General features: G+C 58.3%; 18 protein-coding genes. 7 read left to right on the forward strand and 11 right to left on the reverse strand.

Features of this window, described 5'->3' with window-relative positions:
• Nucleotides 1-151 precede the first annotated feature (151 nt).
• The 4 genes from P8935_RS21920 to P8935_RS21935 all read right to left on the reverse strand — a co-directional run bounded on the left by P8935_RS21920 (nucleotide 152) and on the right by P8935_RS21935 (nucleotide 3405).
• Nucleotides 152-1246 carry a nucleoside hydrolase gene (locus P8935_RS21920; RefSeq protein WP_348262442.1) on the reverse strand — a complete coding sequence of 365 codons (1095 nt, stop codon included), beginning with the start codon at nucleotides 1244-1246 and terminating at the stop codon, nucleotides 152-154.
• A 44-nt stretch (nucleotides 1247-1290) separates the two neighbouring features.
• Nucleotides 1291-1680: a hypothetical protein gene (locus tag P8935_RS21925; RefSeq protein ID WP_348262443.1), complete on the reverse strand. Its 390-nt coding sequence runs from the start codon at nucleotides 1678-1680 to the stop codon at nucleotides 1291-1293.
• A gap of 45 nt (nucleotides 1681-1725) precedes the next feature.
• Nucleotides 1726-2340 (reverse strand): R3H domain-containing nucleic acid-binding protein, encoded by a 615-nt coding sequence (locus P8935_RS21930; protein WP_348262444.1) that lies wholly within the window; start codon nucleotides 2338-2340, stop codon nucleotides 1726-1728.
• A 78-nt stretch (nucleotides 2341-2418) separates the two neighbouring features.
• On the reverse strand, nucleotides 2419-3405 hold the full coding sequence (locus P8935_RS21935; RefSeq protein ID WP_348262445.1) for an aldo/keto reductase: 987 nt from the start codon (nucleotides 3403-3405) through the stop codon (nucleotides 2419-2421).
• A gap of 102 nt (nucleotides 3406-3507) precedes the next feature.
• Between P8935_RS21935 and P8935_RS21940 the strand changes: the two genes are divergently transcribed.
• The 4 genes from P8935_RS21940 to P8935_RS21955 all read left to right on the forward strand — a co-directional run bounded on the left by P8935_RS21940 (nucleotide 3508) and on the right by P8935_RS21955 (nucleotide 10136).
• Nucleotides 3508-4941 carry a TolC family protein gene (locus P8935_RS21940; protein ID WP_348262446.1) on the forward strand — a complete coding sequence of 478 codons (1434 nt, stop codon included), beginning with the start codon at nucleotides 3508-3510 and terminating at the stop codon, nucleotides 4939-4941.
• Nucleotides 4942-4945: 4 nt separating this feature from the next.
• A complete protein-coding gene (locus P8935_RS21945; protein WP_348262447.1) occupies nucleotides 4946-6277 on the forward strand; it encodes an efflux RND transporter periplasmic adaptor subunit in 1332 nt (443 codons plus the stop codon).
• Nucleotides 6277-9390, forward strand: coding sequence for an efflux RND transporter permease subunit (locus P8935_RS21950; protein WP_348262448.1), 3114 nt, complete (start codon nucleotides 6277-6279; stop codon nucleotides 9388-9390). The genes P8935_RS21945 and P8935_RS21950 overlap by 1 nt, the downstream gene beginning before the upstream one ends.
• 80 nt (nucleotides 9391-9470) lie before the next feature.
• Complete coding sequence (locus P8935_RS21955) at nucleotides 9471-10136, forward strand: YceH family protein (protein ID WP_348262449.1); 666 nt, start codon at nucleotides 9471-9473, stop codon at nucleotides 10134-10136.
• 25 nt (nucleotides 10137-10161) lie between these two features.
• On the opposite strand, the gene ndk is transcribed toward P8935_RS21955, so the two are convergent.
• On the reverse strand, nucleotides 10162-10578 hold the full coding sequence (ndk, locus tag P8935_RS21960) for a nucleoside-diphosphate kinase (RefSeq protein ID WP_348262450.1): 417 nt from the start codon (nucleotides 10576-10578) through the stop codon (nucleotides 10162-10164).
• Nucleotides 10579-10670: 92 nt separating this feature from the next.
• Between ndk and P8935_RS21965 the strand changes: the two genes are divergently transcribed.
• The gene (locus P8935_RS21965) at nucleotides 10671-12743 is read left to right on the forward strand and encodes a M13 family metallopeptidase (protein WP_348262451.1); all 2073 of its coding nucleotides are present in this window, start codon (nucleotides 10671-10673) and stop codon (nucleotides 12741-12743) included.
• A gap of 28 nt (nucleotides 12744-12771) precedes the next feature.
• On the opposite strand, the gene P8935_RS21970 is transcribed toward P8935_RS21965, so the two are convergent.
• From P8935_RS21970 to sucC, 4 genes are all read right to left on the reverse strand, one after another.
• On the reverse strand, nucleotides 12772-13848 hold the full coding sequence (locus P8935_RS21970) for a nitronate monooxygenase (RefSeq protein WP_348262452.1): 1077 nt from the start codon (nucleotides 13846-13848) through the stop codon (nucleotides 12772-12774).
• Between the two features lie 29 nt (nucleotides 13849-13877).
• Nucleotides 13878-14177, reverse strand: coding sequence for a hypothetical protein (locus P8935_RS21975; protein WP_348262453.1), 300 nt, complete (start codon nucleotides 14175-14177; stop codon nucleotides 13878-13880).
• Nucleotides 14178-14257: 80 nt separating this feature from the next.
• Complete coding sequence (sucD, locus tag P8935_RS21980) at nucleotides 14258-15130, reverse strand: succinate--CoA ligase subunit alpha (protein WP_348262454.1); 873 nt, start codon at nucleotides 15128-15130, stop codon at nucleotides 14258-14260.
• Entirely contained in the window at nucleotides 15130-16308 is a 1179-nt protein-coding gene (sucC, locus tag P8935_RS21985; protein ID WP_348262455.1) for an ADP-forming succinate--CoA ligase subunit beta, read from the reverse strand. The genes sucD and sucC overlap by 1 nt, the downstream gene beginning before the upstream one ends.
• Before the next feature lie 387 nt (nucleotides 16309-16695).
• On the opposite strand from sucC, the gene P8935_RS21990 reads away from it, so the two are divergent.
• The gene (locus P8935_RS21990; RefSeq protein WP_348262456.1) at nucleotides 16696-17256 is read left to right on the forward strand and encodes a DinB family protein; all 561 of its coding nucleotides are present in this window, start codon (nucleotides 16696-16698) and stop codon (nucleotides 17254-17256) included.
• Nucleotides 17257-17559: 303 nt separating this feature from the next.
• On the opposite strand, the gene P8935_RS21995 is transcribed toward P8935_RS21990, so the two are convergent.
• Complete coding sequence (locus P8935_RS21995; RefSeq protein ID WP_348262457.1) at nucleotides 17560-18036, reverse strand: hypothetical protein; 477 nt, start codon at nucleotides 18034-18036, stop codon at nucleotides 17560-17562.
• 99 nt (nucleotides 18037-18135) lie between these two features.
• Nucleotides 18136-18306: a hypothetical protein gene (locus P8935_RS22000; RefSeq protein ID WP_348262458.1), complete on the reverse strand. Its 171-nt coding sequence runs from the start codon at nucleotides 18304-18306 to the stop codon at nucleotides 18136-18138.
• A gap of 16 nt (nucleotides 18307-18322) precedes the next feature.
• On the opposite strand from P8935_RS22000, the gene trpD reads away from it, so the two are divergent.
• Entirely contained in the window at nucleotides 18323-19399 is a 1077-nt protein-coding gene (trpD, locus tag P8935_RS22005) for an anthranilate phosphoribosyltransferase (RefSeq protein ID WP_348262459.1), read from the forward strand.
• Nucleotides 19400-19462 lie beyond the last annotated feature (63 nt).

Here is a 19462-nt window from a genome sequence, read left to right on the forward strand (position 1 = left end):
GTCCTCTTTTCTATGGTTTGCAACCCAAGGCAATCGATTTCAGGACATCAATGAAGGAATAGAGTGTCTATATCAAGTAGATAAGTGCTGTCACAATCCCGCAAGAGTACCGAAGAGACCCTCGGCGATATTCGAGACTTGCGATTCGTGGCTAGCGGGACATCAACTCCACAAACATTTTCTGGAAACGCGGCAGGTCGAGGTCCAACTGAGCGTGCACCAGCCGTACGCCCGTCTGCGGTTTCAGCTTTTCAGTCCATGTCAGGGTGTCGCCGTAACTGGGACCATGGCTCAGGTCGATATCCATGTACTCGACCGTTTCACGGGTAATGAGCGTCGGATCGAGCCACGCACAGGCGGCCAGTTCATCCCACAGGTAGTAACGATTCTGGCTCCACGCCGCGATGTACTTCGCGGTGGGCGATTGCGATTTCGAAATCTCATCGAGCATCTTTTGTGTGAACGGCGCCTTGATCGAAACGTCGACGGTCGTCACATCGATACGCGGCCACGCCGCACGAAGAACAATATGTGTCGCCTCGGGATCGAACCAGAAGTTGAATTCATGACGCGGGCTGGTCGCGAACTCCGGATCGTCAGTCTGCGGATTGAGGCTTCCGCCCATCATCACGATGCCCTGTGTCAGCTCTGCAAATTCGGGATCAATCGAAACAGCAAGTGCGATGTTCGTGAGCGGGCCAGCAGCATAGATCGTGACTTGGTGCGGATGCGCGCGTACCTGTCGAATGAGAAAATGTGCCGCGTCCTCGTCGATTGGCTTGAGTGTAGGCATCCCCTCGGACAGCGGCGGAATTGCATAGGGCCCGTGCTTGTCGAGTTTGTCAGGCGTGAAAGGCATGACGCTCCCGTTGTTCTCGACAAGCGTCATGGGCCCTTGTCCCCATGCGCCAAGCCAAGTCACCTTGCCATCGAGTGCGGATGAGATCTGCGTCTCGCGCTCGGTCCGCACCAGCGGAAACACCGCGCCCTTCGCTACAGACACATTCCCGTGGCCCGTCAGTTCAAGCATGCGCAGAGTGTGCAGCGTCTCTTCGTCGCGCCAGGCATTGCCGGTCACCATCGTGATGCCGAGGACTTCGACCTGGGGCGCCTGCAGCAGCGAAAGCATCGCCATCTGGTTCGAGCCGCCCGGACCGGAGCCATCCTGATCGATCAGGACCAACCGTTTTTGTGCGGAACAAATGAGTACCGAAAGGACGAGCAGACAGTAAATGACAATCTTCATTCTTGAGTTCCGAGACATCGCGCTTTCACTATTGTCATTCCCCACTAAATACGGAGAGCGCTATTTGGCTTATGTGGAATCAGATCTGGTTTGGACTGGCACCATTTTACGGCTCTCTCGGTCAGACGGTAGTAGGGGGACGTCGATCCGCTTAGATCCGGGTTCTTAGCATCGAGAATGCGATCGATCCAATTATCAATCTCGCTGATTTCGGTGGCACTGAAGACATCAGGATCTTCCAGATTCGCGCGCAGGAACTGACATAGCATTCTGTGGCCTTTGCGGAAGTTGCAATTGCCGTTGCGATAGGCCTCATCGCTCAGCCTGCCCACGGCGCGAATCACTTCCCCTTGAACAGTCGCGGCTTGCCCTTGCAGGGGTACCAACTCTTTCCAGAGACGTTTGAATTCGGCCTGCCAAGTCTTGGGTGGCATCTCTCTGTTCGCTCCGGAATGCCAATGAACCACAAATGACGCTGACTAGCGTCGGTCGCGTCCATATCCGCGCTCGCGTCCGCCGAAACCCCGCTCCCGTCCAGAACCCCGATCCGGTCCAAATCCCCGCGGCTTCATCGGCGGCGTTACCGGCAGATCCGTCTTGCCCTCAGGAAAGACCACGAGAAAGCGGTCCTGTCCCTCACCGGAACTGGCCGTCTCCACGCCGGGCAAATCGCGGAACGCCATGTGCAGCAGACGGCGCTCGCGACTATTCTGCGGCGGAAACGCATAGGGCACGCCCGACTTTCGCACCTTCTCTGCAGCTACCTCGGCAGACATGCGCAGTTCCTGCGCGCGCAACGCCTTGAAGTTGCCCGCATCGAAGCTGACCAGATCATGTTCGCGCTGCTCCAACCTCAGCATCTGCGACGCGATGGTTTCGAGGGCCCGCAGCAATTCACCATTGTGCTGGGTCAGCAGCGGAACATCGGGACCGCCCAGTTCCACGTAGATCATCCGCGCTTCAAGTCCCTGGGGATCGCGTGCACCATCTCCAGCGGTAATGCGGTATTTCAGGCGCATCCCGCCCAGCTTGTTGAGGGAAGAAAGGAATCCAGCGATTTTTTGTGCAGCCTGCTGCAGGTCGGCGATTGGCATAACGGACTAGTATCGCAGAACCAGCCGGGGTGGCGTGTGCAGAATTCTACTTCCGTCGCATGCGGACATCGCAACCACTCAGCTATTGCGCACCTGCGGGGTTAAATACTCCGGCCCAACCGGGTCCGTCACCGACTCCGCCACAATGCAATCGATCTCTGCCATGGTCGAAGCGTCGATCTTCCAGCCCATAACGCCAGCGACCGCATCTAGTTGATCGGGGCGCTTGGCCCCCCACAGTGCCACCGAGATTCCGGGACGATCGAGCACCCACCGCGCTGCCAATTGAGCCAGCGATTTTCCGTAGCGATCGCGGGCCAGTCCAGCCAGCCTCTCGACCGCCGTCATATATTGACTAAACTGCGGCTCCTGGAATTTTGGATCGACAGCGCGAATGTCTCCCGGTTCGAACTTCATGCCGCGATGGATGCGACCACCCAGAAGGCTTCGGCACAACGAACTGTAGGTCAGCACCGCAACTCCGTTGGCGGCGCACCAAGGCAAAGTTGCACCGTCGATTTCGCGCTCGAAGATGTTGTAGGGCGGCTGGTCCGAAGCAAGCGGGACTACACTGCGAAATTCTTCCATCTGCTGCGCGCTGAAATTGCTGACTCCGAGAGCCCGCACTTTTCCCTCCCGCTGAAACTCCGCGAGCACGCCAGCTGTTTCCGCGATGGGCACCAGGGTATCCGGCCAATGAATCTGATAGAGGTCGATATAGTCGGTGCCGAGTCGGCGGAGGCTGTCCTCAATCTCGCGCCTCAACCGTGCCGGCGTGGAGTTGGCAAACACGCCGCGGTCGTTCCAATCGAGACCGGCCTTGGTCGCAATATAGAACCCTTCGCGACGTCCGTGAGCTCTCATGACCTTGCCGACAATCTCTTCAGCACGCCCACGGCCGTAGATCGGAGCGGTATCGATCAGGTTCATACCGCGTTCGATCGCGCTCAGGCATGTGGCAATCGCTGCATCTTCGGCAACGGCGCCCCATTCTGAACCGCCGATCGCCCAGGTTCCCAGCCCTACACGCGAGACTTCTATGCCCGCAATTCTTGTAGTTTCCATGCACAGTCATCTTATGCGCGTCGGGGCGCATTTGGCCCTAATTGCAATAGATTCATCAAGGACTCAGGTGAAATTAAGGTTTTACCTATATGCTGATTTCCTGTGCCGATCGACTTCAATCCAGAGCCCGGTCTGAGACGCGTTATCTTTCCCGCCCTGCTCGGCGCGTCGCTTCTCGCTCCGTTTTCTTTCGTCGCTGCAATCGCAAATGCGCAGGCTCCGTCGCAAGCCCCCTCGCAAACAACGGTACAAGCCGCGCAGCCGGATCCAGCTGCAGCATCGCAGCCCATTGTCATCACGCTTGACGAGGCTTTGAAACGCGCGCAATCCAGTGAACCGACTTATGCCATGGCCGTGGCGGACAGCAAAGTTGCGAGGCTCGATCGCTCCATTGCCCGTGCCGGTTTGCTGCCCAGCGCGACCTATCACAACCAGGCTCTTTACACGCAGCCCAATGGCCTCTCAAACCAAGCCGGCCAAGGCACCGGGTCTCAGCCTTCTCCAATCTTCATCGCCAATAATGCCGTGCACGAATACGCAAGCCAGGCAGTAATCAACGAAGACATCGGCCTCGCGCAGATATCCGCCGTACGTCGCGCAGATGCCGCCGCCGCAGTTGCTACAGCAGAGATGGAAATTGCACGTCGCGGGCTGGTCTCCACCGTAACTGGTCTTTACTACGGACTGGCCGCCGCAAATAAAAAGCTCGCCATTGCGGAGCGCGCCAAGGCTGAGGCCGACGACTTCGTCAAACTCACCAGCGAGCGCGAACAAGCCCGCGAAGCCGCACACGCCGATACCGTAAAAGCTCAGCTTGAGCAGCAGACGCGCGAGCGCGAACTCTCCGACGCGAAGATCGGCGCCGGCAAAGCGCGCCTTGAGCTTGCAGTTCTGCTCTTCCCCGATCCGCGCACTGAATACACCATCAACGTGTCGGAAAATCCCGCACCACTCGCGGCCCGCGCCGATGTCAATCAGCTCGCCGCCAAAAACAATGCGGAACTGAAGAGTGCTCTTGCAACCTTGCAATTGAGCAGCGCAGATGTCCTGGCTGCACGAGGCGCTTATCTACCCGGCCTCGGCCTCAACTACACCTATGGCATCGATGCGCCGCAGTTTGCTGTGAAGGGTCCCGACAACGTAAACAACCTTGGCTACTCGGCCTCGATCACTCTCGATATTCCTGTGTGGGACTGGCTGGCCACAGAGCACAAGGTAAAGCAAAGCGAGATAAAACGCGACGCCGCCAAAGTGGCGCTCACGGCAACACAGCGCCGCATGGTCGCGCAACTGGACGAAGCCTATGCCGAAGCTCAGGCTGCCCGCGATCAGCTCGCGTCTCTCGACCTCAGCGTCGCCACTGCAGCGGAAAGCCTGCGCCTTACCAGGATGCGTTACACCGGCGGCGAGGCTACGGTGCTCGAAGTTGTCGATGCCCAATCAGCTTTCATCACCGCTCAGAATGCCCGTGAAGACGGGCGCGTGCGATACGAAGCAGCACTTTCGGGACTGCAGACCCTGACTGGAATCAAGTAAGCCCATGAACAAACTGATCCGAATCGACCACCGTTTCCGCACGCGCAGCAGGCAATGCATGATGCTCGATGCACGCGCATTTTCCGCGGCTTTGCTGCTCGCGCTCGTCTTCGCCGCCGGCTGCAAGAAAGAAGAGACGCCCGCGCCGGAGATCACTGTGCAGGCTGAGCATCCTGAACAGGGCACGATCTCCGATCACATCACCGCCGACGCGATTCTTGCTCCCCTTGCGCAGGCGGCGATCGTGCCCAAGATAAGTGCGCCCGTCAAGAAGTTCTACGTCCAGCGCGGAGCGAAGGTGAAAGAAGGCCAGCTTCTCGCAGTGCTTGAGAATGGTGACCTCATCGGAGCGGCACAAGATAACAAGGGTTCCTACGAGGCTGCGCAAGCGGCCTACGCAACCGCGACCCGGGCACAGGTGCCTGAAGACGCGCAAAAGGCGGAACTGGACTACGCCCAGGCCAAGGCTAATCTCGACCTCAACAACAGCATCGTAAACAGCCGTAAGCAACTCTTTGCCGAGGGCGCCATCCCCGGCCGCGATTTGGACACAGCGCAGGCTGCACTGGTGCAGGCACAAGCTGCATATGATGCCGCAGCGAAGCACCTCGAGTCCATGAAGAACGTCAGCCACGAAGCCGCGCTCAAATCCGCAGAGGGCCAGCTCACGTCGGCAGAAGGCAAATACAAGGGTGCGGAGGCGCAGGTTAATTTCACTGAGATTCGCAGCCCCATTAACGGCACCATCACCGATCGTCCGCTTTACGCCGGCGAAACACCGGCAGCCGGCGCGCCGCTGATCACTGTAATGGATACCTCATCTCTGCTGGCCAAGGCGCATATCGCGCAGAGCCTTGCTCAGCAGATGAAGATTGGCGACTCCGCAACACTCATGGTTCCCGGCATCAAGGATCCCGTGGACGCCAACGTGACGCTGATCAGTCCGGCACTCGATCCTGGGAGTACGACCCTTGAAATCTGGCTCAAGGTCGACAACAAAAAAGCCACGTTGAAAGTCGGCACGCCCGTCAAAGTCTCCATCACCGGACACACCGTCGAGAACGCATTGAAGGTGCCCGCGTCTTCTATCCTCACCGCGCAGGACGGCACGAAATCCGTCATGGTGGTTGGTACTGACAGCACCGCTCACAAAAGGTCAGTCGAACTCGGAATTCAGGACGGCGATGACGTTCAGATCACCAAGGGCCTGACGACCGCGGACACGGTCATCACCGGCGGCGCCTATGGGCTCGATGATGGTTCGAAGGTAAAGGTCGGCAAGGCCGACGATGATGACGCCAAGCCCGGCGCCGGCACGGGAGGCGACAAGGACTGATGTCGATCGCCACCCCAGCACCTGTTGCGCACGAAGAATCATTCTGGCTGGTTCACTTCACGCGGCCCATATTTTTCTTCGCGGCGATCCTCACCATCGCAGGCGTTTATGCAGCTCTGCAGGTGCCCATCTCTGTCTTTCCAGAGACAAGTTTCCCTCGTGTAGTCATCGGCATCGATAACGGAGTGATGCCCGTCGAACAGATGGAAGTCACGATCACGCGACCCATTGAAGATGCGGTGAATTCCGTCCCTGGCCTCGTCACCGTGCGCTCAACCACCAGCCGCGGATCAGCCGAAGTCAGCCTCTTCTTCGACTGGAACGTGGACATGTACCGGGAACTGCAGTTGACGGATGCTGCTCTCAGCAAGGTCGAGCAGACGCTTCCGTCGACCGCGCGCATCACCACCAACCGTCTCACCTTCGCCACGTTTCCGATTCTCGGATACAGCCTCACCTCCGATACCGTTCCGCAGACGCAGCTATGGGAGCTGGCCACCTACGATCTAAAGCCGCCGCTGAATCGCGTCCTTGGCGTCAGCACCGTGACGGTGCAGGGTGGACAGGTGCCAGAGTTTGGGGTGACGCCCGATCCCGCGCTGCTGGCGGCTAACGGAGTGACCGTTACCGATCTCGTCAACGCGATTCAGGCTTCGAATATTGTCGATTCACCAGGTCTGTACGAAGCAAACCATGAACTCATCCTCGGCCTCGTAGGCGCGCAGGTACACGATGCGGAGGGCCTCCGCCAGCTTGTAGTGAAAACCACCGCCGCCGGCGCTCCGGTGCGCGTGGCCGACGTGGCTACGGTCGGTCCTTCAACGCTTCCCATCTACACCACCGTCACGGCAAATGGGAAGAATGCAGTCCTGCTCAATATTGCGCGCCAGCCCTCATCAAACACGGTTGCAGTCGCCGACGCAGTGAGCGCTGAACTCACGCAGTTGCGCAAGAAACTGCCGCCCGGCGTCAGGCTTGAGCCCTTCTACGACCAGTCGCAGCTGGTTCGCGACAGCATATCGAGCGTGCGCGATGCCATCTTCATCGGGCTCATTCTCGCGTGCATTATCCTCTTCCTCTTCCTGCGCGACTGGTCTTCGTCCCTAATCGCGGGCCTTGTTATCCCCGTCACGGTGGCCGTTACCATCCTTGTGCTTTGGGCTATCGGCCAAAGCTTCAACCTTATGACGCTCGGTGGTCTTGCAGCCGCCATCGGCCTCGTCATCGACGACGCCATCGTTGTTGTCGAAAACATCGTGATGCATCGCGACAACGGCGAGCCTCGTGCCAGCGCCGTGCGCAAGGCGCTCAGCGAAATCACCGTACCTCTCATCGGCTCTACCATCACACCGGTAGTCGTGTTTCTGCCGCTCATTTCAGTCACCGGAGTTACCGGCAGCTTCTTCCGCGCGCTGGCAATCACCATGGCCGCATCTCTTCTAACTTCACTGATGCTGGCGCTCACATGGACGCCTGGCCTGAGCCTTGCGCTACTGCGCAATCACGATGCCGGATCCGCAGAGAATAAGCAGCATACCACTGGCCGCTTCATGGGCCGTGTGCTCAAGGTCCACCATCGCGTGCTCGACTGGGCATTGGCCAAGCCTCTGTGGCTGGGCGCCGCATGTCTTCTGCTCGTAATCGCCACTTATTTCGGATACACTGCGCTCGGCTCTGACCTGCTACCCGAGATGGATGAAGGCGGATTCATTCTCGACTACATCATGCCCGCCGGCAGTTCCCTTACAGAAACCAACCGAGTATTGCAGCATGTTGAACAGATGCTGCACGATACACCCGAAGTCGAAATCACCTCGCGTCGCACCGGGCTTCAGTTGGGACTCGCAGCCGTTACCGAGGCTAACCGGGGCGACTTCACCGTAAAGCTCAAGGCAAAGCGCAAGCGTTCAAGCGACGAAGTGATTGACGACATCCGCGCCGAGGTCAAGCGTACGGAACCTGAGTTGGACGTCGACTTTCCCCTCGTTTTGCAAGACATGATCGGTGACCTCTCCAACGCTCCCGAACCTATCCAGATCAAGATCTTCACCGACGATGAGAGTGTTTTGACACAACTCGGCCCGCGAGTCGGAGATGCCATCGGTAAGATCCCCGGAGTGGTTGACGTCAAGAACGGAATCGAAGACACCATAAGCGGGCCCGCGACGAATTTCCAGGTCGATCCAAATGTAGCTGCGCGTCTAGGTTTTACGCCGACCGAAGTAGCTGAAGATGCGACGTCGATTCTCGATGGACTACCGACAAATGATCCTCTGATCGCCAACGGCCGCCCTTATACGGTTCGCCTGCGCCTGAGCGACGACCACCGCAAATCGCTCGACGCAATTCAGAATACGGTCTTCAACAGTTCAGCGGGCCACACCGCAACGCTTGGCTCGCTCGCCACCATCACACAGCTTCCGCCGCAGAATGAGATTCTCCGCGAAAACCTGCAACGCATGGTCGTCGTCACCGGCCGCCTGGAGGGATCGGACCTCGGCACAGCAATGGCAAAGGTTCAGAAAACCGTTCAGGGAATGCATCTGCCCCCGTCTGTGCGCGTCACCTACGGCGGGACCTACGAGGAACAGCAGAAATCATTCCACGATCTTTTGAAGGTTCTCCTACTGGCGCTCGCTCTCGTATTCGGCGTTCTGCTTGTCGAGTTCCGCAATTTTCCTGCGCCGATCGCAATCCTGACGTCGTCGGTGCTGTCTATCTCCGGCGTCATTCTTGCCCTGCTGGTCACTCGCACCACATTCAACGTAGCGTCCTTCATGGGTCTGATCATGGTTATCGGCATCGTCGCCAAAAACGGCATTCTGCTGCTCGATGCCGACGAGAAATTCCGCGCTGAAGGTGTGACCGCTGCCGAAGCTATGATGCACGCCGCTCAGCGCCGTCTGCGGCCTATCGTCATGACTGCCATCGCCGCGGTCTGCGGCATGCTGCCCCTAGCCTTCGCTCTAGGCGCCGGCTCGCAGATGCTGCAACCGCTGGCAATCGCGGTGATCGGCGGACTGGCAATCTCGATGGTACTCAGTCTTGTCGTAACGCCAGTCGTTTACTTCCTGCTTACGCGCAATCGAAAACCTGAAGAACAACCTGCATAAATTATTGAGGGTTGATTGGTCACGATTTTCACTGACAACTGATGACTGACCACTGATCTCTGGTCTGTCACAATAGACCCATGGTCACTGAGCACATCAAGCTCTCCACAGCCGAAGCCCGCGCATTGGGCGCTCTCGTCGAAAAAGAAATCACGACACCCGACTACTACCCGCTCACGCTGAACGCGCTCATCAACGCCTGCAATCAGCGTTCGAACCGTGAACCGGTGATGGATCTCGACGAGGACGACACACGCCAGGCACTGCACGGCCTCGAAAATAAGGGACTCGCAGGCCGCGCCCGCTCCGCTGATGGCCGTGTCACCAAGTACGAGCACTGGCTTGGGGAAGCCTTCAACTTCAGCCGCGCCGAGACCGCTCTGATGTGTGTTCTATTACTGCGTGGTCCGCAGACACCGGGCGAGCTTCGCGGTCGCACTGAGCGCATGCATCGCTTTGACGAGATCAGCGACGTGCTCTCGGGCCTGCAAAAGTTAATGGAGCGTGATCCTTCGCTGGTCACCGTGCTGCCGCGCCAGCCAGGCACTAAGGAAGCCCGCTACGCGCATTTGCTCTCAGGACCCGTGGAATCGATCCAAATGCCGGCGAGCGCACCGTCTGCTCATTCGGTTGCTGCGACTACGCCGGAGCAGGATGACCGCATAGCACAGCTAGAATCCGCAGTTACAGAACTACAGCGCGAAATTGCCGCGCTCCGCGAGAAGATCGATAATCTATTCGGCTAATTCGGAATCAGCTTTGGTGAGCATTCTAGAGTAGCTCATACCCCGCAAACCAATAGGCGATCTCGAACGCCGCAGTATCTTCGGCGTCTGATCCGTGAATCGCATTGGCCTGGATCGACTCTGCAAACATCTTGCGGATCGTTCCCTCTTCAGCATTCGCAGGATTGGTCGCGCCCATCAGCTTGCGCAGATCGGCAATCGCGTTTTCTTTTTCCAGTACCATCAGGAAAATCGGTCCCGATGACATGAACTCGCACAGATCATTGAAAAATGGACGCGCTGCATGCACGTGATAAAAGCCCTGCGCCTGTTGCTTGGATATCGTCTGTTTCCGAATCGAAACAAGCTTGAAACCGGCCTTCTCAATTTCGGCCAAAATGGCCCCCGCATGTCCCTTGCTCACTGCGTCCGGTTTAATGATGCTGAAAGTCCGCTGCGCCACTCGGTAGCTCCTCAAAAATCTATTAGGCCCATCCATTATTGTAACGGTCACAATTGACGACCGACCCCAGCCCAATCTGCTAGAGTTTCGCCATGTCTCGCTTTGCCGTTGTACTCTCTCCCTCCGGCCTTGCTTTGATCGCGTTTCTTGCCGCCGCTCCCCTCTTCAGCCAGAACGCAACACCATCCGCGCCCTCCGCGCCAGAGCTTCGCGTTTTTGATACGTCATTGATCGACAAAAATGTCGATCCTTGCGAAAACTTTTATCGCTACAGTTGCAACGGATGGTTCAAGCGCAATCCACTGCCGCCAGACCAGACCTCCTACGGCCGGTTCACCGAGCTCTATGAATTGAACCGCCTGCACCTGAAGCAGATTCTGGAAGAGTCTTCCAAACCCGACCCCAATCGCACCCCCAACGAGCAGAAAATTGGCGACGAGTACGCAAGCTGCATGGACACCGCCAATGTCGACAAACTCGGCCTCACGCCGATCAAGCCTGAACTGGATCGCATCGCGGCGCTCCGTTCTCCCGGTGAGCTGCCGGTACTGCTGGCGCATCTGCACACTATCGACGTCAACGCCTTTTTCAATTTCGGCGCCGATCAGGACTTTGCGGATGCAAACCAGGTCATCTCCTACTACGGGGGAGGCGGCCTCGGCCTGCCCGAACGCGATTACTACTTCCGCACCGACGCCAAATCCGTTGAGCAGCGCAAGCAGTACGTGGACCATGTTCACAAAATGTTTTTGCTCGCCGGCGAACCTGAGGCACAGGCATCCAAAGACGCGGATACAGTGATGGCCATCGAGACCCGCCTTGCCAAGGCTTCGCTCACCATCACGGAGATGCGCGATCCACAAAACCTGAACCATCCGACCGATGTGCCGGCGATGGCGAAGATGCTTACCCATTTTTCGCTGATGGACTACGTCGAAGCGACACATGCGCCAGCCACCGGCAAGGCGAACGACATGGAGCCGAAGTTTTTCGCCGAGTTCAACGCGCTGGTGGGCGACACACCGCTCGACCAGATTCGCACCTATCTGCGCTGGCATCTGCTGCACGCCTTCGCCGGAACCAGCATGCCCGAAGCATTCGAGCAAGAATCGTGGAACTTCTACGCACACACTCTGAATGGCGCGGAAAAACAGCAGGAGCGCTGGAAGCGCTGCACCAGCCGAGTCGATCGCGAAATGGGCGAGGCGCTCGGGCAGGTCTACGTCGCCAAGTATTTTCCGCCGGCTGAAAAACAACAGGCGCTGGAGATGACGCTCGCCATCGAGCAAGCCATGGGCAAAGACATCGACGCACTGGACTGGATGAGCCCCGCCACGAAGATCCAGGCCAAGGAAAAGCTCAAGACCGTCATGAACAAGATCGGCTATCCCGACAAGTGGCGCGATTATTCGAAGCTTGTCATCGTACGAGGCGATCCGCTGGGCAACCAGGAGCGAGTACGTGTGTTCGACTTCAATCGCGACCTCGCCAAGATCGGCAAGCCGGTAGACAAAAACGAATGGGGCATGTCACCGCCTACGGTCAACGCATACTACAACTCACAACAAAACAATGTGAATTTCCCCGCCGGGTACTTTCAGCCACCGTTCTTCAGCGATAAGGAAGATGATGCCGCGAATTATGGTGATATGGGTTCAACCATCGGCCACGAACTTACGCACGGCTTCGACGATGAAGGCCGACAATTCGACAAGGACGGAAACTTGAAGGAGTGGTGGACGAAAGACGACGAGACAAAGTTCAAGGAAAAAGCCCAGTGTATGGTCGATCAGTATGACGCCATCGAAGCCGTGCCCGGTGTCCACCTGAACGGTAAACTCACGCTCGGCGAAAACCTCGCCGATTTGGGCGGCCTCTGGCTGGCATGGATTGCATGGCAGGACAAGGCCGAAGTTGCACACCTCGACATGAGTGCGAAAACCGATGGCTACACGCCCGACCAGCGCTTCTGGATCGCCTATGCGCAGCAATGGTGCACGCAGACGCGCCCAGAGCAGCTACGCAGCCAGGCGCAAACGGATCCACACGCACCCGACGAGTACCGCACTAATTCCGTCTTGCAGGACCTGCCAGAGTTCGCAAAAAGCTTTAGCTGCAAGCCAAGCGACAAGATGGTCAGCGCGAAACCCTGTCGCATCTGGTAAAAGCGCCAGTCCTGGAGGGCTTCGCTATTTACAGAAGTCGCGAAGCCTCTTCCCACAACTCGCGTGTCAGATCGCCGGCCGGTTTCATCTGCGCCAGTTGGGCGGCCTGTCCAGCCCACATCTGCATACGATCCGGATCTCCGGCTTTTGACGCCTCTTCGCGCATCGCGCGCGTGAGTCCGCGTTGCAAGGGATATGGGGCAGGCATCGGTGCACCGGCAGAGGCAGATGCCTGAACGAATGCATTTGCAATACCGCGACCCGGCCTTCCAGTAAACGCGCTGGTGATCATCGTTTCGTCTGCTTCCGTATCTCCCAGCGCATCGGCCCATGCTCGATTCACTTTCGCTTCAGGGCAGCGTAGAAACCCCGTCCCGATCATCGCAGCGCTCGCCCCCAGCACCAGCGCTGCCGCTACTCCGCGCCCATCGCCGATGCCACCAGCCGCGATCACCGGAATGGAAACCGCATCGACGATCTGCGGTAATAGCGCAAACAAACCCACCATCCGCCGCTCCGCTTCAGCAGCATCAAACGCCCCGCGATGTCCACCGGCTTCCATTCCCTGCGCGATGATTGCGTCCGCTCCGGCGTTCGCGGCAGTTCTTGCTTCCGTCACCGTTGTCGCTGTCGCAAACCAGAAAATTCCGCGCGCCTTCATTTCTGCCACAAAAGACGGCGGATATAAACCCATGATCGACGAGATCGCTTTGGGCTGCGCTTCCAGCAACGCCTGGCACTGCGCATCGAAATCCGGCAACACGCCTTCGGCCGCACTTTCCGGAACAGCAGGGCCCCACTGAGCAAGGTATTCCCGTTGCCTCCGTTCCAGTTCCGCATCGCGCCTCGGCTGCGGCCCCGGAATCCACAGATTGATTTGGAACTCGCACTGACTCTGATTGCGAAATTCCGTGCACCACCCTGCAATCTCTTCCGGCTTCATCAACAACGCGCCGCATGCGCCCATCCCGCCCGCGTTCGCTACAGCAATCGACAGCGATGGCGGACATGCGCCTGCCATCGGCGCAAGCAATATCGGCGTGCGAATGCCCAGGAGTGCCGCAAATGCCTCTGCGCGCGCGGCTGGGCTTTTCATATCACTCATGCGTCCTCCAAGAAATTAGCGAGAAGGGGTTATGCAGGCTTCGAAGGATAGTAATGAAGAGTGGCGAAAATGCATGCATTGGGGTTTGTCTTTGCACGCTCAATGATTTCAGTAATCTCTTCGTCGAAATTCACTTCTAAACCGACAGGTCTGACGTTCTCCGTGCCAAGCACAGTCCAGCCGTATTCTGAGAAGACGCTCGTCACCTTGGCGAAAAACGTCGAAACAGAAGTCGCCCATACGATGACGTTTGTAAAAGCACGTGTATCGCCGTCTCCGCTACTTGGGTCCGTTAATACTTCTGCAACGCCGATCCAAAGCTCTGCCATCACAGGTATCCAATCGCAAAGGCCCACCATTGCGGTGGGCCTTTGCTTTGAGCTAAAAGCTAGGAGCTAGCGGCCGTCTTTCACTTCCCAATCACCTTTGCAAGCGTCTCGCCAATCTCCGCCGGCGAAACCACCACGTGAATCCCCGCCGCCGTCATCGCCTTCATCTTGTCGGCAGCGGTTCCCTGCCCGCCTGAGATGATCGCACCAGCGTGCCCCATGCGGCGTCCGGGAGGTGCGGTCTGTCCCGCAATGAATCCGACCACCGGCTTCTTCACATGCTGCTCCACAAACTCTGCAGCGGCCTCTTCGGCCGATCCGCCGATTTCGCCGATCATGATGATCGCTTCAGTTTCAGGATCGTCATTCAGTAAGCGCAGCGCATCGATATGCGTGGTCCCGATAATCGGATCGCCGCCAATCCCAATCGCCGTCGACTGACCGATACCGCGCTGCGTCAGTTGATGCACGGCCTCGTAAGTCAGCGTTCCGGACCGCGACACGATGCCAACCGAGCCTTCCTTATGAATCCGGCCCGGCATTATGCCGATCTTCGCTTTTCCCGGCGAAATCACGCCCGGACAATTCGGCCCGATCAGCCGCGACTTCGAACTCTTCAGCTTCGCCCATACCTTCACCATGTCGAGCGTTGGGATGCCCTCGGTGATGCACACAATCAGCGGAATACCCGCGTCTTCGGCTTCGAGAATCGCATCAGCGGCAAACGGCGGCGGCACAAAAATCATCGTCGCGTTAGCGCCCGTCTCCTTCACCGCATCGGCCACCGTGTTGAATACCGGCCAGCCTTCATGCTTCGTTCCGCCCTTGCCCGGAGTCACGCCGCCCACAACCTTGGTGCCGTACTCCGCGCACCCGAGCGCGTGAAATGTGCCTTCTTTTCCGGTAATGCCCTGCACGATGAGCCGCGTATCGTTATCCACTAAAACTGCCATTATTTAACCCCTTTCGCGGCGGCCACCACCATCTCGGCAGCCTCCTTCATCGTCGCGCCCACTTGGAAATTCAATCCCGAATCCTTCAAAATCTTGCGGCCTTCTTCCACGTTGGTGCCCTCAAGCCGCAGTACAATCGGCACCTTCACGTTCAGATTCTTCGCGGCTGCGACAACGCCAGTAGCCAGACGATCGACGCGCAGAATGCCGCCAAAAATATTAATGAAGATCGCCTTCACGTTCGCGTCCGACAGCAAAATTCCGAAAGCATGTTCAATCTGTTCCTGCGTAGCGCCGCCGCCTACATCCAGAAAGTTCGCGGGCGATCCACCGGCATACTGAATGATGTCCATCGTCGCCATCGCCAGGCCGGCGCCGTTCACCATGCAGGCGATCGTGCCGTCTAGCTTGATGTAATTCAGCGCGTACTTGCTCGCTTCCACTTCCAGGGGATCTTCCTCGGCCACATCGCGCAGCGCCTTGATGGCCGGATGCCGGAAGAGCGCGTTGTCGTCGAATGTGATCTTTGCGTCGAGCGCGAACAGCTTGTCGTCCTTCGTCGTGATGAAGGGATTGATCTCGACCAGCGACGCATCCGTATCCATGAACGCTTTATAGAGGCTCTGCAGAAACGCGACAGCCGCATTGATCTGCGTCGGCTTCAGCCCGAGCGCAAAGGCCAGCTTGCGCGCCTGCCATGCGCCGAACCCCACCGCAGGATCAATGGTCTCTTTGAAGATGGCCTCGGGAGTCTTCGCCGCGACTTCCTCAATCTCCATGCCGCCCGCCTGCGAAGCCATAAAGACGAGCTTCCCAGTAGCGCGATCGAGCACGATCCCTAGATACAACTCGCGATCGATGGCCGCTGTCTCCTCGATCAGCAGCCGCTGCACCTTTTGCCCCTGCGGACCGGTCTGGTGCGTGATCAGTTGCATGCCGAGAATGTTCTTTACATGCGTCTCCGCCTCGTCGCGCGTGCGAGCCACCTTCACGCCCCCGCCTTTGCCCCGGCCACCTGCGTGAATCTGCGCTTTCACCACCACGCCATTGGCGCCCTCGGCGAATAGTCTGCGCGCCACTTCGGCCGCTTCTTCCGGCGTATTCGCCATCTCGCCCTTGGGCACGGCAACGCCATACTTCGCCAGGATCTCTTTTGCCTGATACTCGTGAATTTTCATGTCGGTAGGAACCGCAACGTCCGCTGATTATGTTCGGGAATCCAGTATGAAAAACAACTAAAGGCCGGTCAGCGCGATCGTTCCCGCGGTATCCAAATACTATCTTGCTGCACGATAGGGTCGCAAACTGCCGCCTCGGGACGCAGTCGAGCGGTCGACACCGACTGTGCGTTTTTGATCAGCGCGTTTCGTTCCCGGACAAAGACCACGTTGCAGATCGCCACCCTCGAACCAAACTTTACTTATGAATCAGTGACTTCAAGTTGGAGCGCTTTGGCTGGCTGCGTGCACACTCCCAGGCAGACGCACCTCGAGCAGCGACCGGTCAAAGCGGACATGTAAATCTCAAAGCCCTTCCGGCGCACCCGAGATGTTGGAGGATTCCCCATGTTCCGATCCATTGCACGCATCGTGGCTCCTGTTGGCGTTGTGTTTGTTTTCGCCCTGGCGTCCGTGGCCAACGCCCAGATATCGCCGGACCTCCCCAATCCGACCAACGCGTCGAATCCATTGACAAGGACGTTATCCATCTTTCGCAGCAATATGCAGGACAAGATCATGAAGTCAGCGGACGCGATGCCGGAGTCCAAATACAACTACCGGCCGACTAAGGACGTTCGCTCGTTTGCCGAGATCCTGACTCATCTGGGGGATATCTCTTACACATTGTGTTCCAGCATCAAGGGCGAATCGAATCCAGCCACGGCTACCGCGAAGGTCTCGAAGGCCGAGATCGTGGCCTACCTCAAAGGCTCCTTCACTTACTGCGACGGCGTGTACTCTGGCTTCGCGGATACGCACCTCAATGACCCAGCGGACTTCTTCGGTTTCAAGACGAACAAGATGTTCATTTTGACGCAAGTCGGAAATCATGACGCCCTGCATTATGGCAATCTCGTCACCTATCTGCGCATCAACGGCCTCGTGCCCTCCGGCGGATGGTTCTGATGGCCAGCGCCGCCGAAGGACGGCGCGCGATTCGGCGCGGAGTGGAGCGAAGCCCACCCGACAGACATGGACCGTCCGCAGGGACCCCGGGGCGCAGCGGAACGGAGCAACCACGCGCGCACGCGGGCCGGGACGCGGCGAAACCGACCGGAGCGAAGCGCAGGGAGCAGCGCGCATAGGCTGGTGAGTTTGGTGTATCTATGGTCTTTTATTCTGCTGCGTGTCCTGGCTGGCGTGCGAGGGTGACTGATGAGTAGCTTCGGACTGCCCACCGTCCGCTCATGACTTCAAAACAGACAGCGTTCACCGTCGAAACCAACTCAGCGGATTCCACCAGTGGTGGGCATTTAGCCTCTCCACATGCCACCACCCGCTAAAGTGAGCTGAATAGCTCTTTCCTCGGATATCAAGGATGGAGACTTCACAAGTGTAGGGACTCTGAGTGGCTTCCGGAAGCGGACCGGGCCTGCTAGATTGCAGGTCATACTTCAATGTCAGCGTAGCGAACTGCACCAGCGAACGATCCGATCCTGAACGTGCTACGAGGTCCCAAAACACCTTCGAGTACCGGCGCGGCAATTCAGAAATCGGATCGCGGAATAAAGCGGCTGGTTGGCCCTTCTCTGTCATGAAGTCGATGGTGAGAGTATCTAGATCGGTTTCCCGTGCAAGCCTCAAAATGTGCCCCATCGAGTAATCATCGACAGAGTAGTTCATCAGGCTGGTGAAGGAATCGCCGACATTGTGCGCGACACCCTTTAGGACTTTGAATCGCGGCATGTGATCAATGTGATCCTATCAGTCGAGGAAAGAATTAAGGGCGAGTTACCGCCTAACTGGAAGCAACTCAGAGCAGGTCGCGGCGGTCGAGGACGTCGGCTAGGCGGCGGTGGCGGTGTGTCCTTGGCGGTCGCGGTAGGTGAGCAACAGGGCGGGCTGGTGCGCGGTGTCGAGCGTGGCTAGGGCTTTCTCGAAGACGATCACGCGGACGTTGCGGGCATCGGCTGTGTGCGTTCCTTGATAGTCGCCGGCTCGTGACCACCAGTGCAATACCATTATGAGAGATATGGATTCGCTGAAGACTCTACTCAAGCCTCTCGCCGAAGATGGCGCACAACTAACGCGCGAGCAAGCTGCCTCCGTATTCCGCCAGATTCTCGCCGGTGAAGTCCCCGACGTCGAAACCGCCGCCCTGCTCACTGTCCTCGCGACGCGCGGCGAGCAGGCACCGGAACTCGCCGGCTTCGTCGACGTTATGCGCGAGCAGTCTGTACCTATCCCGTTCAGCGACGAAGAGCGCGCCGAACTGGTTGACTGCGTTGGTACCGGCGGTGGTGGTCCGCTTACCTTCAACATCTCTTGCGGAGCTGCCCTTGTCGCCGCCGCAGCCGGAGCCAAGGTCGCCAAGCATGGCAATCGCGCCGTCACTTCGCTCTGCGGAGCAGCCGACGTACTCGAAGCCCTCGGCGTGCCCATCGACCTCACGCCCGAACTCGCGGTCGAGTGCCTGCGCGAAACCGGCTTCGTCTTCCTCTATGCGCCGCTCTATCACCCCGCGATGAAGACGCTCGGTCCCCTGCGCCGCGCCCTCGGCTTCCGCACCATCCTCAACCTCTGCGGCCCGCTCACCAATCCCGCACACGCCCGCATCCAGGTTGTCGGCGTGCTCGCTCCGAGCCGCGTTCTTCTGGTAGGCCGCGCGCTGCAGGCTCTCGGTTCAAAACGTGCCTTTGTCGTGCACGGGTCAGATGGCATTGATGAACTCACCACGACTGGCGAGTCGGTGGTCGCGCGCATTGAAGAGACAGAACCTGGCAAAGAGCCAACCATCAAAGCAGCCCGCATGACTCCCGAGATGGCCGGACTGCCTCGCGCCACCCTCGCCGATTTCACCGGCGGCGATATCGCGACCAACAGGGCGCTGCTCTATGACGTGCTGACCGGCATCAAAGGCGCCCGTCGCGATATCGTGTTGCTGAACGCAGCTGCGACGCTGGTTGCAGCAGACCTCGCGGGTGACCTGAAAGAAGGCGTAACCCTCGGCGCCGAAGCCATCGACTCCGGCGAGGCCGCCGCAACGCTCGCCAAACTCCGCGCTTTCGGAGAAAAGCACGCAAGAAACTTGCGGCTAAACGTTCAATGAATAGAAATACGCAATAGAGTCGCATTGAATCTCTGTGCGATCGTTGCGTCGAAAAGATCAGGA

It is taken from the genome of Telmatobacter sp. DSM 110680 (assembly GCF_039994875.1).
In the GTDB taxonomy this organism is placed as follows: Bacteria; Acidobacteriota; Terriglobia; order Terriglobales; family Acidobacteriaceae; genus Telmatobacter.

Bases quoted from the DNA above. Each gene is read 5' to 3' on its own strand.
- P8935_RS21920 (WP_348262442.1), bottom strand. From the start codon at position 1,246: ATGAAGATTGTCATTTACTGTCTGCTCGTCCTTTCGGTACTCATTTGT.
- P8935_RS21925 (WP_348262443.1), bottom strand. From the start codon at position 1,680: ATGCCACCCAAGACTTGGCAGGCCGAATTCAAACGTCTCTGGAAAGAG.
- P8935_RS21930 (WP_348262444.1), bottom strand. From the start codon at position 2,340: ATGCCAATCGCCGACCTGCAGCAGGCTGCACAAAAAATCGCTGGATTC.
- P8935_RS21935 (WP_348262445.1), bottom strand. From the start codon at position 3,405: ATGGAAACTACAAGAATTGCGGGCATAGAAGTCTCGCGTGTAGGGCTG.
- P8935_RS21945 (WP_348262447.1), top strand. From the start codon at position 4,946: ATGAACAAACTGATCCGAATCGACCACCGTTTCCGCACGCGCAGCAGG.
- P8935_RS21950 (WP_348262448.1), top strand. From the start codon at position 6,277: ATGTCGATCGCCACCCCAGCACCTGTTGCGCACGAAGAATCATTCTGG.
- P8935_RS21955 (WP_348262449.1), top strand. From the start codon at position 9,471: ATGGTCACTGAGCACATCAAGCTCTCCACAGCCGAAGCCCGCGCATTG.
- P8935_RS21965 (WP_348262451.1), top strand. From the start codon at position 10,671: ATGTCTCGCTTTGCCGTTGTACTCTCTCCCTCCGGCCTTGCTTTGATC.
- P8935_RS21970 (WP_348262452.1), bottom strand. From the start codon at position 13,848: ATGAGTGATATGAAAAGCCCAGCCGCGCGCGCAGAGGCATTTGCGGCA.
- P8935_RS21975 (WP_348262453.1), bottom strand. From the start codon at position 14,177: ATGGCAGAGCTTTGGATCGGCGTTGCAGAAGTATTAACGGACCCAAGT.
- sucD (WP_348262454.1), bottom strand. From the start codon at position 15,130: ATGGCAGTTTTAGTGGATAACGATACGCGGCTCATCGTGCAGGGCATT.
- sucC (WP_348262455.1), bottom strand. From the start codon at position 16,308: ATGAAAATTCACGAGTATCAGGCAAAAGAGATCCTGGCGAAGTATGGC.
- P8935_RS21990 (WP_348262456.1), top strand. From the start codon at position 16,696: ATGTTCCGATCCATTGCACGCATCGTGGCTCCTGTTGGCGTTGTGTTT.
- P8935_RS21995 (WP_348262457.1), bottom strand. From the start codon at position 18,036: ATGCCGCGATTCAAAGTCCTAAAGGGTGTCGCGCACAATGTCGGCGAT.
- trpD (WP_348262459.1), top strand. From the start codon at position 18,323: ATGGATTCGCTGAAGACTCTACTCAAGCCTCTCGCCGAAGATGGCGCA.